Here is a 16,033-nt window from a genome sequence, read left to right on the forward strand (position 1 = left end):
TCCGAATCAAGGCATAATTAGACTGTCTTTTTCACTTATTAACGAACATTAAACTTTAGAATCAATCCGAACATTACTAAATTCAAAACAAGCGGTTTTGACCTCGTAGAATTAATATTAAAAGACGAACTATTAATCTCATAACATTTTTATTTAAACAAAAAAGAAACTAGCTTATCACTAGTCTCCCTCTTGCAAAAAAATCTACCTTTATACTTGCCAGCTATCATTAAATTTTTCATGCGCTTTTAAAGCATCAATCGTTGGCATACCACCTTGAGCACCAAATTTTTGTACTGATAAAGAACCTGCAATTGAGGCAAATTGAATGGCGTCAGCTAAACTGTTCCCTTTAGATAAGGCCACAGTGAAGGCACCTGAGAAGGTATCGCCAGCACCTGTTGTATCCACTACCTCCCCTTTAATCGCTGGCACATGGACAGCTACTTCCCCATCATGGTAACGGATCCCGTCACCACCCATGGTAATCAATAATTGCGCTGGATATTGGCCCAATAAAGCATCAACATCTTGGTCACCAAACATCTCTTTGGCTTCTGTTTCATTTGGCAATAAATAGTCCACTTTTTCTAAATAGGCCTTGTCAATCTCAATAAAAGGCGCTGGATCATAAGTTACTTTAATATCATGCGCGTCTGCTAGGTCAATCAAATATTGAATAGATGGCATGGGAATTTCATTTTGAATAACGAAATAGGTACAAGCTAACAAGTCCGCTTCCACTGATTTCAAATAATCAACTGTCACTTCTTGGTTGGCACCAGGCACATAAACGATAGCATTGTCCCCTTCAAAAACCGTGATATGGGCAGAACCTGTAGTGGTATCTTCAATGGTTTTAATAGCTGTCACATCCACACCGTTTCTTGCTAGATTCGCCTTAGTTTCTTGTCCAAATTGGTCGCCACCAACGCAACCGAACATTTGAACTCGACCACCTAGTCTAGCAGCTGCTACCGCTTGGTTAGCCCCCTTTCCACCAAAAGTTGTTTCAAAAGCTTGCCCGTATACAGTTTCTCCCTGCTTTGGCACACGGTTTGTCGTTACAACGAAATCTGTCGAAATACTACCAATTACACCAATCATTTAAACATTCCTCCTCATGTATCATTCTTACCTATATTATACGTTATTCATGCCAACTAGGCAGAATTTTTCAAAAAAAAGAAGCCGCGCACTACACACGACTCCCATTGTACAGATATTCAACTATTCTAATTCTAAATGATCTCTAAGTTCTGCAGAGGTTTCTGAAATTTGTGATTCAGATAAGATATTGTAGTAAATACCTGTCGACATATCGCCAGTACCTACTAAAGTAGTAGATTCCACATTTTCAGAATCTACTCGGTAGTTCCAGGCTAATTGGGTCATATCTGAAACAGTTAAGTCAGTAACCACATTGGCTTGTACTGTGTCGAACAAGCTACCTAGACTACCAATATTAGACACATCAGAATACTTATCTAAGATAGCTAATAGCACTTGACGTTGACGGTCAGCACGTCCATAGTCACCATCTGGATCATCATAACGGTTACGGACATAAGCTAAAGCTTCAGCACCTGTTTCCAAGGTAATTTGACCTTCTGGGAAGGTATATTCATCTTGAGAGAAACTGAAATCATTGTATAAGGATACCCCACCAATTGCATCGATGATGTTCATCATACCCGTCATATTCACTAAGGCATAGTAGTCAACCGGTACATTCAATAGGTTTTGAACTGCATTGATTGAACCAGATGCCCCCCCGGCCATGGCATAAGCACCGTTAATCTTGAAATCAATACTTGAAACATAAGTATCACGTGGAATGGATACCATTTTAGCAGTTTGTGTATTCGGGTTAATGGTCACAAGAATCATGACGTCAGTATTTTGTTCATCAGTTGTTCTCGTCCCCCCTGAGTCCATCCCCATAAGTAAAATAGAAATTGGTTCTTTATCCGAAATAGTCACTTCTTTTTCACGGACTTCTTCTACCGGTTCCGCACCATCAGCGTCCGCTGGTTGGTAAATCGCGTCTCCTGTTTGGTCAATTCGGTAGTATGAGTATGCAAGAATCCCGCCTCCAATAATTAAAAAGGCTAACAATACCCAAGCAAAACAACCTAATAAGCTACGACGTTTCTTACGAGGACGCTCCTCATGATACGCTTCCCCTTGACTTCTACGATGGCGACTTTCTCTATTTGCCATATAATCCCTCCTCCTCAAAGATAGATATAAAAACTTTTACAAATTTTATGCTGTTTAGTATTGTATGATTTATTCTGTAACGGTACTTTCTTCAACAGGCATATCGGTCACAGGTTCTTCAGATGTAACCGGCGCTTCTGACGTGGCAGGTGCTTGTTGACCCGTTTCTGGCACGCTTTCTTCAGGTACTGTCGTTGATTCTGATGTCGCCGCCGCTTCATTACTATAAGTGTCGCTATAGGTATCTGTATAATCTGATGTTTCTGAATAAGTAGATGAATCGTAATATGTGCCCGTGTCTTCTTCAATAGTTGGGTCACCGTAAGTATTCAAGTCATTACTAGTTTCCTCAGTCACAGTGCCACTTGGGTCAAAACCAGCAGTAATATGTTCTAGCAATTCCTCATCTAAAGTCGTCGGAATCGTTTGATCTTCATTTTCATCGAGTAAGTCCGTGTTCCCTGTTGATTCTAAGTAGTCATTAATTGAATAACCAAAGATGTATTTGACCAGTTCATTCAAGTCTTCCCTTGAATATACACCTGGTTGAACGGCCATCTCGTCATCTGTTAAGATGCCGTCCCAATTTAAGTCAGACACTGGGAAGTAGGTTGATGCAACCCCATACTCAACAGGATAAACGATGGCTGAATTAGTCGCTTCATAATCGATGTTGTCTTGCATGATAGATATATTTTCTAAACGCTCTAATTCAGGAATTAACATGTAATAACCAAAATCAAGGTTTAGGTCAACATAGTCATCAAAGACTAATTTATTTAAATTATCCAAAGCTGGCAGGTATTTGGCTTGTAAGACAAACATATTATCTACTGTAATATTTGTTTTAATATCATCGCCTACGGCATCTAAGATGTCATTGTAATTGGTAATTGTTCCAAGTGAAATGACCTTATCTACTACCGCTTCGATGAATTGTTGTTGTCGTTTTTCACGGCCAATATCGCCTTCAGGATCCGATTTACGCATCCGTACGTATTGCATTGCTTCTATGCCAGATAAGGTGCGTGTTTCGCCTTCTGTAAAAGAAACGTCATTTTGAGTAAAAGTTAAGGTGGGTGTAATATCCACACCCCCAAGGGCATCAATCACGTCCATAAACCCTTGCATATTGACATTCACATAATAGTCAATTGGTATATCTAAATAGCGTTGTAGGGAGTTGATTGTCCCTTCAATCCCATTATAATTCATATAAGCATGGTTTAATTTATCAAATTCATCCGTATCACTTTGGACCCCTAAGGCATCTCTTGGAATAGATACGACAGTTGATTCGTTAGTCTTTGGATTAATGGTGAAGACCATCATTACATCCGTCCGCGTCTCCTCAACATCCTCGTAATAAAGCGCTCCGCTATCAAGACCTGTTAGTAAAATAGTAATTGGTTGACCATTTTTTAATTGGGCATCTGCATCACGAAGTTGCGCTGAATTCACATCCTCATAAATATCAGAACCGAATCCAGAAATATCAGCATATACTTTAAATGCACTCGCACATATAACGACTACCACAGCTGCAGCACCTAAAATCCAATAGGTTTTCTTTTCTTTGGGTATCCATTTTGAGGATGTAAGGGTCTTTAAACTGAATGAATTCGCTTTTTTATTATTACGGCGACTAGGGGCTTGATTGTTTTGATTATCTTGCTTTGTCATAAGCGCTCCTCTGGAGAATTATTAGGAAAATTGCTGGGTTTTCTTTGCTAAAAATATCTGGTTTATCTTGTGAAACTTAAGCAATCTATACCAATTTACATTATAGCATAATGAAATTTAACTTCATTTCAATTTAAATAATCTTAATAATTATATATGCCAAAAAAACCATTAAGTTTGCAAGACTGCCCTTAATGGTTCCGTTATGGTACTTAATCTTTTTGTTGCGTTAAAATAATTGGCCCATCTTCAGTGATGGCTAAGGTGTGCTCATACTGTGCTGAACGTCCGCCGTCAATTGTGCGGGCAGTCCAACCGTTACCGTCCATTTTGGATTGCCATTTACCAGTATTTACCATTGGTTCAATGGTTATCGTCATGCCGGCACGTAAACGTTGCCCTTTTCCAGCCACACCAAAATGTGGTACTGATGGACCCTCATGCATAGTTGGTTGAATACCATGACCCACAAACTCACGTACCACAGAGAAACCTTCCCCTTCGACATAAGATTGAATAGCCGCACCAATATCACCAATACGGTTACCTACACGTGCCTGTTCAATACCTATTGCTAATGCTTTCTTAGTAACGTCCATTAAACGCTGACCTTCTTCATCCACTTGACCGATACCATAAGTCCAGCAAGAATCGGCAAAGTATCCATCTAAAGATAAGACAGTATCTACACTGACAATGTCCCCATCTTTTAAAGCGCGATCAGGAAATGGAAAGCCATGACAGATTTCATCATTAATAGAAATACAAGTTACATATTCATAACCTTCAAAGCCTACTTGTTCCCGAATAGCACCTGCTTCAGTAATTTTCTTATCGAAAAAGGCTTCTATTTCCATTGTGGTTACACCAGGAACCATCATTGGACGCAATTGTTCATGGATACTAGCTAGTAAAGCTCCTGCTTTTTTCATGCCTTCTATTTCACGGGCAGATTTTAATGTTATCATTCACTCTCGTCCTTCCTTTATATTCACGTTCATTATACCCTAAAATCAAACGGAATAAAATTAATCAATCATCCATTATATCATGTAACCGTTTTATTTTTTATAACTTTTAGTGATAATATTTGGCTTTTACCCTATTAAACTGGTATGATTAAGTTAGTAATAAAACGTTTTTGCATATTTTTAACAGGCAAATATGAAACGTATCAACCAACGGCCTGAGCGAGGTGAATGGCATGGGAAAAACACAGAAACTAGAACAAGTTGCCTACTTACACATAAAAGATCAAATACTTAGCGAAAATTGGAAAACAGGATTCCATATTGTTGAAGCATTTATTTCTGAAGACTTAGATATTAGTCGTAGTCCGATTCGTGCTGCTTTAAGTACGCTAGCGGATGAAGGTTATGTAGACATGATTCCATATCGTGGATTCTTTGTAGCCGAGAACCCACCCAAAATTGATTTTGTTGCCCATCGTTTACGCTATGAACTAATCATTAGCTACAGAATGTTAGACCAAATGATTAAACAAAAAGTAAAGGGTGAAGACTACAAGGCCCTCTTAGAAGAAAAAGTGAACGCGGTTAGAAAAGCTTACGATGAAAAAAACTTCGACGATTTTTTGACTACTAGTGAAGCATTATTGAAAACAATATTGGACCTCGGTAACCATGACTTTTTAGTCAAAGAAGCATTAGAATGCTCTCGAACTGTCATGACGGCTATTTTAGAAAGATACCGGTCAGATGAACCTACTGATTTCATTTTGGATATGTATCCATTCATGATGTACCTAGGTGACTTAGTACGGTTGATTCGAGAAAACCGTTTTAACGATGCTCGTGTATTATTTGAGATTATCTTTAACTATTTAAAAACTCAACTACCCAAAGAGACTCAAGTAGCATTTGAAAACATTGATAGCTATCGTTTGGCTTAGACAATCGTCTATATATTGAATGAAAGCACTCTATATCGTCAAAGAGTGCTTTTTTTGCTATAATTTAGTTTGGAATGAAAATTATAATTGAAAGGAGCGAACCATATTGCCAAAGGCACTAGTTACCTTTGCTTCTTTAACTGGAAACGATGAAGAAATAGCAAATATTATGACCAAATCCCTAGTTAATTTGGGCGTAGATGCACGGATGGTAGAATGCCAATCTGTATATGCGACGGATTTTCTAGAAGAAGATATCTGTGTTGTCGTCACCTATACCTATGGTGCTGCAGCGGATTTACCAGATGAAATTGTAGATCTTTATGAAGAATTGGCGGATGTAGATCTAACAGGAAAAATATTCGCAACATTAGGGTCTGGTGAGTATGATTATGAGGAGTTCTGTAAATCAGTTGACGATTTTACCTTACAATTCAAACAAGCCGGTGCTATCCAAGCTGGTGAAGCTGTGAAAATTGAATTATATCCAGAAGATGAAGATATTCCTGAAATTGAACAACTGGCTCAGCAATGTGTAAATACCTATCAAAAACAACAATAAGTATTAGGAGGATTTAATTGATATGAAAAATTTTGACCAATTATTAGACAAATATGCAAACCTGTTAATCGAAAAAGGCATTAACGTACAAAAAGGTGACAATGTAATGATTTACATTGCTGTCGACCAAGCCCCTCTAGCCCACTTCTTAGCAAAACACGCTTATGAAAATGGTGCTCGCCGTGTACACTTTACTTGGAAAGATGATTACACTACTCGCTTAGACTACGAGTACCAAACGACAGAAGATTTAGCGGAAGTTGCAGACTATACTGTAGCCCGCCAAGAAGATTTAATTTTAAATCAAAAAGTATCACGCCTTTCTATCGTTTCTGGTGACCCAGATTTATTGAATGGTATTGACCCAAGCAAAATTGATACCGTTCAAACAAGTCGCGGTCAGAAATTAAAAGTTGTCCGTAATGCGACAATGAACGATCAAGTTAAATGGACAGTTGCAACAGCGGCTGACTACGGCTGGGCGAAACACGTTTTCCCTGAATTAGCTGATGATAAACAAGCAGCGACAGATGCATTATGGGATGCCATCTTCAAAGCTAGTCGTGTATACGAAGCTGATCCAGTAGAAGCTTGGAACAAGCACCGTGACTTGTTAGATGAAAAAGCACAAAAATTAAACGACAATCAATTCAAAAAATTACATTACACTGCACCTGGTACAGATCTAACATTAGGTTTACCTGAAGGTCACATTTGGGTATCTGCTCAAAGCTTTAACCCTGAAGGTTCACCATTTATCGCTAATATGCCAACTGAAGAAGTCTTCACAGCACCAGATACAAACGTGATGGATGGCTATGTGACTTCAACAAAACCGCTATCTTACGCGGGTTCTACGATTGAAGGCATCAAAGTAACCTTTGCAGACGGTAAAATTGTAGACGTTACAGCTGATAAAGGTGAGCAAATCATGAAAGATTTAGTCTTCAACAATGATGGTGCCCAAGGATTAGGTGAAGTTGCATTAGTGCCACATCAATCACCAATTTCTCAAAGTAACCTAACATTCTACAATACTCTATTTGATGAGAATGCTTCAAACCACTTGGCAATCGGTGCTGCTTACCCAACTACCGTTAAAGGCGGAACTGAAATGTCAGAAGAAGAATTACAAGCAGCTGGTATCAACCGTAGCCATGTCCACGTTGACTTCATGATTGGATCAGCTGAAATGGATATCGATGGTATCGACGCAGATGGTAATGTATTCCCTATCTTCCGTCAAGGAGAATGGGCTTTCTAATTATCTAGTCATTAATTACTTTTTACACACAAATTAAAGGAGGTTGACCATGTCGCACAATCAAAAAAATAACGAAAACGACTTGAATGAACTGTATAATCGTTTAAAGAATATGGACCGAAAAAAAGTTGACGAAACCCTTGAATACCTAGATAAAGGTTCACCAAAATTAAACTGGTTATACATCACCCTTGCTGTTGCCATTATTTTTCTTTTAATTTGGTTAATTATGGTAATGAACCCGAATGAAGATGTGGCGCCAACAATCGGTAGGTCAGAAGAAATCAATCTTCAAATTCAGGAAATGGAAACCCGTATCGAATCTTTGGAAAGCCAAGTAGAAAGCATAGAAGAAGCTAATAATTAATATAAACAACAAAATCGCTACCAAGTACCTAGGAAACTAGGTACATTGGTAGCGATTTTTTAGTGATGAACATCATAATTTATTTGAATATAAATACTTTACTAAAAATATAATTCAACAAGACGACCACAATTTGTGTGACAAGTTTTGCCCAAACTTCTCCTATACTTAGATAGGTTAATAAAAACATTAACAACATATCGATAAAAAAAGATAATAAGCGGAATGTGACAAAACTGGAAAATTCTTTAAGAATAATACGTACTGACCATTTTTTTGCTTTAAACACCCAAATCTTATTGGTAATATAAGCAAATATAATAGATAAAATCCAAGCCACTGTATTAGAAACAAAAAGACTTGATACTTGTCTCATCAGAAAGAATGACACAATATTGACTAATGTTGTTAATACGCCAAAAACTACATAGATAACAAATTCTTGATTAAATAACTGTCTCTTCACCTTATCTATAAATGCCATCATTAGTCCTCATTCAATTCATTCTTTAAATCTGCTTCGGTTTCTTTAATAATAAATATGGGTCTATTTTTAGTTTCTAAGAAAATTTTGCTGATATATTTACCAATGATCCCGAGACAGAGTAATTGGATACCACCGATAAACAAGATAATCACTACTAGAGAAGGCCACCCCGCAGTTGGATCTCCGAATATTAAAGCACGTAGTATTATAATCAATCCTGCAATAATAGAAATGACAAACATCAAGGCGCCAGAATATGAAGCAATTGATAAAGGTATTTCAGAAAAATTGATAATTCCTTCAACTGAATATTTAAACAAGCTCCAGAAAGACCAAGTAGTATTACCAGCGACTCTTTCTCTATTTTCAAATTCTAGATAGATAGTATTGAATCCTACCCACGAAAATAAGCCTTTTGAAAAACGATTGTATTCTGTCAATTTAAGGATAGCATCCACCATTTGTCTGGTCATCAACCGATAATCACGTGCGCCATCTACAAATTCAGTATCACTAATTTTATTCATGAGTGCATAGAATTGTTTAGCGAAGAAGCTACGGATAGGCGGCTCCCCATCACGGTCTACTCTTCTTGTCCCAACACAATCAAGCGTGGGATCTTGGTATAATTTATCAAGCATTATTGGCAATAATTCAGGTGGATCTTGTAAGTCAACATCCATTAAGGTAACAAAGTCCCCTTTTGCTTGTTTTAAACCTGCATAAATCCCTGCCTCTTTACCGAAATTTCTCGAAAATGAGATATAACGTACTTGATCATTCTCCTTGGCTAGCTTTCTCATTTCATTTAAAGAATTATCCGATGAACCATCATTCACAAAAATATATTCAATATCTTGATCCATCAATGGCTTTACCTTTTCCATTTCTTTGTAGAAAAGGTGAATAGATTCTTCTTCATTAAAACACGGTACGATGACTGATAACATATTTTCATCCCTTCTATAATTATTACGCCTAAAGACTTTTTAACCATACATACTAAGGATTAAATTTATTTTTAAGCAAATTAAACTATTTCACAAAATATTTAGCTTTTTATGAAATAGTAGTACGATCAAATCTTCTGCGCAAATAAACTAAGATAATCAAGGCAAGAGCGCTAATAAAGATTGTTAATTTGAAAAATGGTTGTTCAAATCTTAATTCAATAAAAACTTCTCCCTCTGGTATTTCAAAACCTATCATACCAAAATTGGTATCAACAATTGTCGATTTCTCGCCATTAATATATAAGCTCCATCCAGGTTCATTGAATATTGGAAGTACCATAAAAGGATATCTATTTAAATTATTAAATCTTACTTTCACTTGCCCATTATTAATGTCTAGACTATAATCTTGATTTTCAATTTCATTTTTATATTGTTCCAACCCATCATAATCAATGCCATACACTCTTTTTATTTCAAATTTGTAGTCCGAATGTGTTGGGAATGTAAATACAGCATCTTTACCATTTTCAACTAATGCTATTTTATTTGGTCGGCGTTCTGAATATATTTTATCAAAGCCATATAACTCAATGCTATCGCCATTGATTTTATATTTTATTGTACTATTCTCATCTACAGGTATTAATGAGTAATCTATTGCTATTTGATCATAGTCACTATCTTCAAAAGATAAGGATACTGTTGTATCTTCACTCTCTTCTTGAGGTAATAACTTATTATTTTCAAATTCACCGTTTTCTATACTAATGTCATATTGAATATCATTGATTTGATAACGGTTATCTCCGTCATTTTGAGCGTATTCACTTTCTACAACGGCACCATCTACCATTAGCTCATCTAAATTTTTGTTGTTTGCTTCATCTTTACTGTACAAGTATTTCACAGGATGAATAAAAGGTAGCCCTAAAGTATTTTCATAAATATATGTTTCACCATAATTATTCTGTTGATTCGTTCGTTCGAAACCATATGGAATTCTTTGGTGATCTGCTGGTGAGACAACTGTATCAATGCCTAATAGGCTATATAAAGATTGTCTCCCACCAAATCCATTGATCTGATTCAAATGCTCAGAATGATCTAAAACTTTTAATTCCGTAATAAAATTTTGGATAGAACCATTCAAAAAGCTTGAATAAATATTATAGCTAGAAATATCTTTAGTAAGAGCGAGATTAATTGGTGATTCTGTAAAATCAATTTTACTTATATTTAGTTCTTCACTCTCTAAATTATTTATAATTTCAGTAATCAACATGGAGTCATTTTGGTAAGTATTTACTATTTTTGCTTCATCAATTTTATATAAGTGATAATCATAATAAAGTTGTCGATTTTGATCATAAAGTAAAAGAACGTTAACTCCCCCAAGTATCAAAAGTACAGGGAGAAATATTTTATTATTCTTAAATAAATATATTAGTATTAACAACAAACTCGTTATAATAACAAAAAATGGCCAATATTCTACTAATAGTGAAGGCTTGTCCGTCAACGGCATTTTACTTGAATTCATGTAAATTAAAGTCGTTATTAGTAAAGAAATTATAGCTCCATAAATCGCATGCTGCCTTGTTATTCCCTGTCTTATTGTTTCTAGAGACATACCAATTGCAATAGACATAAACAATGGCACTAGGAATATCCATCGCTCCTCTGGATATGAAAAGCCATTCATTATACTTCCAAACAGTGGACTAAATCTTGCTACCATGCCTACCAATGTAATCAACACAAAAAATCTAACATTATTATTTTTATAAATTGGGTAAAAAGAAGCTAACAATACAAATAAAACTGGTATTACTTGATATTCATCAGTAAAAACAAAATTGTGAATCTCAGGATCAAAAGCAAGTAGAGGTGCTGTAAAATTGCCGGAAGTACGCTTTGTTTTCAAGAATCCAATAACAAATGGTACGAAGCCAGGAGAACCTAATATTAGACCCAATATACCATATATAGCATAATTTTTGATTTGGAGCCACAAACTACTTTCGTTCGTTGTTAAATGTACAAAAAAACGTATCCCAATATAAATCAAGGTCATAAGTAAGACGATATACGCTAAATAGCCATTATTAAATACAGCTAATCCTACAGCAATTGCAAAGATAAATCCTTTTTGTTCACGAATTATTTTTTCAACTCCGAGAATTAACAAAGGTGCCCATATAAACCCATCACCAAAGATTTCCCACAAACTAGTTTGATGAAAATACACTGGTGAAAGTGCATAAAATAATGATGAGAATAAAGCAATGTTTGGTCTCACATCTAGATATGTTAGCAATCTTGTTGTAATGAATATAATAATTGCTGTTCTAAAAATACTTACGATCAGTATCATATTTGCCCAATATACAAGATCCACATTAGAAATCATTCCTACGGATTCAAGTAGAAAAGTAATTATACTTGATAAGTAAAACGATATTGAAGTCGAATAATAATAACTTAAAGACGTAAAGAAATTTTCTCCACCCATATATTGAAAATCATAAAAGAAGTTTCCATTCGAAAATTGATTATATAGGTAATCTTTGAAAATAATCATTTGACTAAACTGGTCCCCACCAGTAGCCATCATTTGATCATTTAATACACTATTTTTTATAAAAAAACCATGACCAATCAATGAAATGATTATACATAATAAAATAAAAAGAAATCTCTTTTTATAACGTCCCATAAATACTTTTCCCCCAAAACAAAATTAATTTTAAATTTTTAAAAAGTGACTACTTTTTAGTCACTTAGCTTATATCTAATAAAAATTAATTCATTAGTCTTCTATTTTCATAATCTGTTGGAATATATCTTGTAATTCTACTCGTTTTAAGAATAGTATTGCTAATATATATACCATATATAATACAAAACCTACGTATATGTTCAGATAATTGGCTGTGATATAAAATATAACGATATGACTAATGATTAATAACCACTCGCTGACATCACTTTTCAACATAACAAATTCCTTTCTAGAGGCATACATATACCATAAGAAATAACACAATGTAGTTGCCCAAGCAATTCCTGCAAGTGTTTGAGTAATTAAGAACACGATGAATACAAAAGCAAAGGCTAATCCCGCATATAATATTGAGTCACGGATATATTTTTTCTCGCCTCTTTTCGCCTTATACAAGTTTGCTACGACAATTTTTGAAATCATTATGTAGGGTATCGAAACAAAAGTAATCGATAATAGCTCAATTGATGGTACGTAATTCGGTAAGAAGAATTCGATAATCCATTTAAATACAAAGAATCCTAACCCACCAAAGATACCTAATAATAACGTTAAACGTTTAATGATATTAGCTACTTTAGGATTATCAGTTTTAGAAATTAAGTTATAGAAAACCAAAGCTACCGCATTCACTATTAGGATAATGACGTTTAATACAGAATTTTGGAATGAATACTGGGCAAATTCTTCAATTGAGAATCCCCAGTTGGCAATCCAAGACCCGATATTGCCGACAAATGTCAACGACATATTTGCTAGTAAAATCAAGAAACCAACTCGAAAAATTTCAAATTTGTCTTTAACTGTAAAGCTTGGATTAAATCCTAATTGTTTAACAAAATTCATTTCATAATAGAGATACATTAATACATACGAGATTACATTCAAAACGATATAGAAAATATAATTTTCAGATTGGAAAATAAATATACCAATTAATAGTAATACAATATACGAAATTGATCTAAACATTGATGCAATAGTAAAGTTCTTAAATTGACCAATTGCTTGTAGAAAATTTGAATGATAAGTTGTTACATTTGAGAAGAACGTCACGACCGAGAATAGAATCAACACTGGATCTCTCGTTATTAAAGATATAATAAACATTCCTATGAACATCATAAATTGGAAAGCATTCGCAAAGTTATGCTCATTTCGGACTATATCTTTATCTAAGTCATTGATGTTATCCCCACCGTACTTAATATAGATACCATCTGCAAATCCCAGATGGAATAAGTAAGTAAAACTCAAGTATAAGGTGTATTGACGATAGGAACCATATTGAGCGACAGTTAATATACCGGGCAAAATGAACCCTACAATAAAGCTAGTACCAAACCCTACAATATTAGACATTGCCACGTTTAGGATATTTTTTAATGTTTTCATTTTCATCCTCACAATTTATTCTAAATTTTGTTTAAGCAATAAACGATTCCGAGAAGATTTGAACTTCCGACACCTCGTTTAGGAAACGAGTGCTCTATCCCCTGAGCTACGGAACCATAATATAAGAGCTGTGACAATAAAATCACAGCACAAATTTGATAAACTATCTACGCCAACCTTTAATATAATGCTTCAAATAAGAGCCGAAATAGTATATCCATTGATTATCAGTAATACTTGAAAGTCTAGATTCATCCGGATTAACGGGTATTTCTAATAACTCTGGCCATTGCTTTTCAATTAACCCTTTATGAATAGCCTTTTTAAAGCGCTCACTGCGAGAAACGCCTAACCACAATTCTATCAGATAACGATTGTTGAAAATATATAAGGGATTACTAAAATAATCATAGTTTTGAGCATTGTTGGTAAACCAACGCCCCCATCTGTTTTCCCAAAAAAATAAATCATATATAGATACATTCTTCGAAGGTAGATAAGCTTTTAAATCATCTTTCCAAGACTTAATGGATGCTCTACTTTCATCTGAATAATTATGACTTTTAGTGACTAAATATGAAACTGATGCCAAACTATCCGGTAAATTTTGACCAAAATTGGACTTTGCTAAAGGTATAATATCGCCTGGTACAAATGAACGGTCATTTAACTCACTAGAGGCTAATGTATAAGCATTTTCAAGGATTCGAACATTTTGCATACCAGCTAAGTCGCTTGCAGCTTGGTTCAATTGCACTTCATCCAATTTTTTTCTAGATAAAACTTTATATTCGAAGTTGAATCGTTCACTCAACGCTTTGGGCACTACAATATCTGCAGTATTTTCATCAAAATTTTCATGTGCAAATGTATAAGCCACTATATGTTCTGTATAATCCTTAAAGAAAGATAAGATTAAACGGCTATCAAAACCTGAAGTTAATGGAATCGCAATTTTTTCTTTTCCCATTACTTCATCCAAAATACGGCCTATAATTTGGCTAGTTTGGTTTATCACCTCATCAACACTTGTTTCGGGCAATTTTTGAATAGGAAAGTATCGTTTCGTTTGTTTAGCAGTCACGTCTAAGTAATGATTTGGCAAAACATTTTTTACGTTTTGGAGCATTGTTAAATCATTTGGCATAGGATGTTGTTGTTCCAAGGCACCCTTTTTAATCGCGATAGCCTGATCAGATACCTCTAAATTGAATACATCTCTCAGTAGAGACAAATTAGCTGATGCAGCAACTTCTTTGCCCTCTAAATAATAATTTACCGGAATACTGCCAGTCGCATCTGGTAAAACGAACAACTTATGGCCAAATTGCGCTACAATAATAAACCTTCCAAGTAAGTATTTAGATGCTTCTATAAGAGAATCAATATCAGTTGATCCATTTAACTTTTCGACTAAGTCCTCCAATGTTAGTTTTGTATCTTGAATATGAAGAACTTGCCCAAATAATAACACTTTTTGATGATTCTTTTTTGATATAGCCACTTCACTTTCATTTGTTTGAAAATAGTAATTTTCAAATTTTATAGTGTGTTTAAAATTAGCTTGTGCTTCTTGGCTAAATAAGTACGTCGTTTCCAATGATTGGCCTCCCGTTCTAGAAATAACAATTATAATCGACGCTTAATTGCATTTAATACATAGTTTACAAAGTAATAACTTGCTTTAGGTAAGGGTAACTGTTCAAGATTATAATAAGTATTCCATGTACGTTTTAAAGCGCCAAAACGATCACTTGAAATTGACCCTTCAACTTGACGATACGAGTTCAAGGGTAATAATATACCATAAGCTGTTATATCATTTTCTCGCATGATTTTTAACCAGGTTGCTGTGTCTTGCCCTTTTCTCACTAACGGCATAGTGAAATTTCCAACAACATTACGATCAATCATCACCGTTGAACAAGCTATTGCAGTATTTTTTAATAATCCTTTATAGTTCAATGAAATAGGAACATTGGTTCTTTCCTTTAATACCTTACCATCCTCATCAATTAATCGAATATCTGTATATGAAAAAGCAATTTCTCCTTTTTGCATAAAATTGATTTGGCGTAATAACTTTTCTGGTTCCCACACATCATCCGAGTCAATAAAGGCAATATATTGGCCAGTTGCTGCACTGATACCAGTATTCCTCGCAACAGCAGCCCCAGAATTTTCAAGAAGGTTAATTACTTTTATTCGGTCATCATGTTTAGCGTAGTCTTCGATTATTGCAAGACTATTATCTGTTGACTGATCATTTACCAATAATAATTCCCAGTGCTTATACTGTTGGTTTTGCACACTCTCAATAGTTTCGCTAATGAAGCGTTCAGCATTATAAACAGGTGTTATTATCGAAATTAAATTATTTTCGAATTCCATCACTATCTCTC

Annotated in this window: 14 protein-coding genes and 1 tRNA gene; 4 read left to right on the forward strand and 11 right to left on the reverse strand. The window is 35.0% G+C overall.

The window, feature by feature from the left end:
* Nucleotides 1-210: 210 nt before the first annotated feature.
* The 4 genes from rbsK to map all read right to left on the reverse strand — a co-directional run bounded on the left by rbsK (nt 211) and on the right by map (nt 4,874).
* Nucleotides 211-1,107: a ribokinase gene (gene rbsK, locus AWM76_RS08060; protein ID WP_003143028.1), complete on the reverse strand. Its 897-nt coding sequence runs from the start codon at nt 1,105-1,107 to the stop codon at nt 211-213.
* A 123-nt stretch (nt 1,108-1,230) separates the two neighbouring features.
* Complete coding sequence (locus AWM76_RS08065; protein WP_003143029.1) at nt 1,231-2,223, reverse strand: LCP family glycopolymer transferase; 993 nt, start codon at nt 2,221-2,223, stop codon at nt 1,231-1,233.
* Nucleotides 2,224-2,292: 69 nt separating this feature from the next.
* Nucleotides 2,293-3,906, reverse strand: coding sequence for an LCP family glycopolymer transferase (locus tag AWM76_RS08070; protein WP_003143030.1), 1,614 nt, complete (start codon nt 3,904-3,906; stop codon nt 2,293-2,295).
* Between the two features lie 212 nt (nt 3,907-4,118).
* Nucleotides 4,119-4,874, reverse strand: a complete 756-nt coding sequence (gene map, locus AWM76_RS08075; RefSeq protein ID WP_003143031.1) for a type I methionyl aminopeptidase — start codon at nt 4,872-4,874, stop codon at nt 4,119-4,121.
* 236 nt (nt 4,875-5,110) lie between these two features.
* Here map and AWM76_RS08080 point away from each other — a divergent pair, with 236 nt between their 5' ends.
* From AWM76_RS08080 to AWM76_RS08095, 4 genes are all read left to right on the forward strand, one after another.
* On the forward strand, nt 5,111-5,818 hold the full coding sequence (locus AWM76_RS08080; protein WP_003143033.1) for a GntR family transcriptional regulator: 708 nt from the start codon (nt 5,111-5,113) through the stop codon (nt 5,816-5,818).
* Nucleotides 5,819-5,924: 106 nt separating this feature from the next.
* Entirely contained in the window at nt 5,925-6,380 is a 456-nt protein-coding gene (locus tag AWM76_RS08085) for a flavodoxin (protein ID WP_003143035.1), read from the forward strand.
* Between the two features lie 22 nt (nt 6,381-6,402).
* Entirely contained in the window at nt 6,403-7,644 is a 1,242-nt protein-coding gene (locus tag AWM76_RS08090) for an aminopeptidase (protein ID WP_003143036.1), read from the forward strand.
* A 49-nt stretch (nt 7,645-7,693) separates the two neighbouring features.
* Complete coding sequence (locus tag AWM76_RS08095) at nt 7,694-8,011, forward strand: hypothetical protein (RefSeq protein ID WP_003143038.1); 318 nt, start codon at nt 7,694-7,696, stop codon at nt 8,009-8,011.
* Between the two features lie 79 nt (nt 8,012-8,090).
* Here AWM76_RS08095 and AWM76_RS08100 read toward each other — a convergent pair whose 3' ends face one another.
* From AWM76_RS08100 to AWM76_RS08130, 7 genes are all read right to left on the reverse strand, one after another.
* Nucleotides 8,091-8,495 (reverse strand): GtrA family protein, encoded by a 405-nt coding sequence (locus AWM76_RS08100; protein ID WP_106427312.1) that lies wholly within the window; start codon nt 8,493-8,495, stop codon nt 8,091-8,093.
* A 2-nt stretch (nt 8,496-8,497) separates the two neighbouring features.
* Nucleotides 8,498-9,448: a glycosyltransferase family 2 protein gene (locus AWM76_RS08105; RefSeq protein WP_003143042.1), complete on the reverse strand. Its 951-nt coding sequence runs from the start codon at nt 9,446-9,448 to the stop codon at nt 8,498-8,500.
* Nucleotides 9,449-9,557: 109 nt separating this feature from the next.
* Nucleotides 9,558-12,170, reverse strand: a complete 2,613-nt coding sequence (locus AWM76_RS08110; protein WP_003143044.1) for a YfhO family protein — start codon at nt 12,168-12,170, stop codon at nt 9,558-9,560.
* A gap of 93 nt (nt 12,171-12,263) precedes the next feature.
* Nucleotides 12,264-13,631 carry an MATE family efflux transporter gene (locus AWM76_RS08115; RefSeq protein WP_106427313.1) on the reverse strand — a complete coding sequence of 456 codons (1,368 nt, stop codon included), beginning with the start codon at nt 13,629-13,631 and terminating at the stop codon, nt 12,264-12,266.
* A gap of 43 nt (nt 13,632-13,674) precedes the next feature.
* Nucleotides 13,675-13,747: transfer RNA gene (locus AWM76_RS08120), tRNA-Arg, on the reverse strand.
* Nucleotides 13,748-13,794: 47 nt separating this feature from the next.
* On the reverse strand, nt 13,795-15,231 hold the full coding sequence (locus AWM76_RS08125; protein ID WP_003143047.1) for a hypothetical protein: 1,437 nt from the start codon (nt 15,229-15,231) through the stop codon (nt 13,795-13,797).
* Nucleotides 15,232-15,260: 29 nt separating this feature from the next.
* On the reverse strand, nt 15,261-16,022 hold the full coding sequence (locus tag AWM76_RS08130) for a glycosyltransferase family 2 protein (RefSeq protein ID WP_003143048.1): 762 nt from the start codon (nt 16,020-16,022) through the stop codon (nt 15,261-15,263).
* Between the last annotated feature and the right edge of the window lie 11 nt (nt 16,023-16,033).

Origin of the sequence: Aerococcus viridans, from assembly GCF_001543285.1 — a bacterium.
Lineage (GTDB): Bacteria > Bacillota > Bacilli > Lactobacillales > Aerococcaceae > Aerococcus > Aerococcus viridans.

What these genes read in the sequence shown, in the direction of transcription:
- rbsK (WP_003143028.1), bottom strand. Translation starts at nt 1,107, where the DNA reads ATGATTGGTGTAATTGGTAGTATTTCGACAGATTTCGTTGTAACGACA.
- AWM76_RS08065 (WP_003143029.1), bottom strand. Translation starts at nt 2,223, where the DNA reads ATGGCAAATAGAGAAAGTCGCCATCGTAGAAGTCAAGGGGAAGCGTAT.
- AWM76_RS08070 (WP_003143030.1), bottom strand. Translation starts at nt 3,906, where the DNA reads ATGACAAAGCAAGATAATCAAAACAATCAAGCCCCTAGTCGCCGTAAT.
- map (WP_003143031.1), bottom strand. Translation starts at nt 4,874, where the DNA reads ATGATAACATTAAAATCTGCCCGTGAAATAGAAGGCATGAAAAAAGCA.
- AWM76_RS08080 (WP_003143033.1), top strand. Translation starts at nt 5,111, where the DNA reads ATGGGAAAAACACAGAAACTAGAACAAGTTGCCTACTTACACATAAAA.
- AWM76_RS08090 (WP_003143036.1), top strand. Translation starts at nt 6,403, where the DNA reads ATGAAAAATTTTGACCAATTATTAGACAAATATGCAAACCTGTTAATC.
- AWM76_RS08095 (WP_003143038.1), top strand. Translation starts at nt 7,694, where the DNA reads ATGTCGCACAATCAAAAAAATAACGAAAACGACTTGAATGAACTGTAT.
- AWM76_RS08100 (WP_106427312.1), bottom strand. Translation starts at nt 8,495, where the DNA reads ATGGCATTTATAGATAAGGTGAAGAGACAGTTATTTAATCAAGAATTT.
- AWM76_RS08105 (WP_003143042.1), bottom strand. Translation starts at nt 9,448, where the DNA reads ATGTTATCAGTCATCGTACCGTGTTTTAATGAAGAAGAATCTATTCAC.
- AWM76_RS08110 (WP_003143044.1), bottom strand. Translation starts at nt 12,170, where the DNA reads ATGGGACGTTATAAAAAGAGATTTCTTTTTATTTTATTATGTATAATC.
- AWM76_RS08115 (WP_106427313.1), bottom strand. Translation starts at nt 13,631, where the DNA reads ATGAAAACATTAAAAAATATCCTAAACGTGGCAATGTCTAATATTGTA.
- AWM76_RS08130 (WP_003143048.1), bottom strand. Translation starts at nt 16,022, where the DNA reads ATGGAATTCGAAAATAATTTAATTTCGATAATAACACCTGTTTATAAT.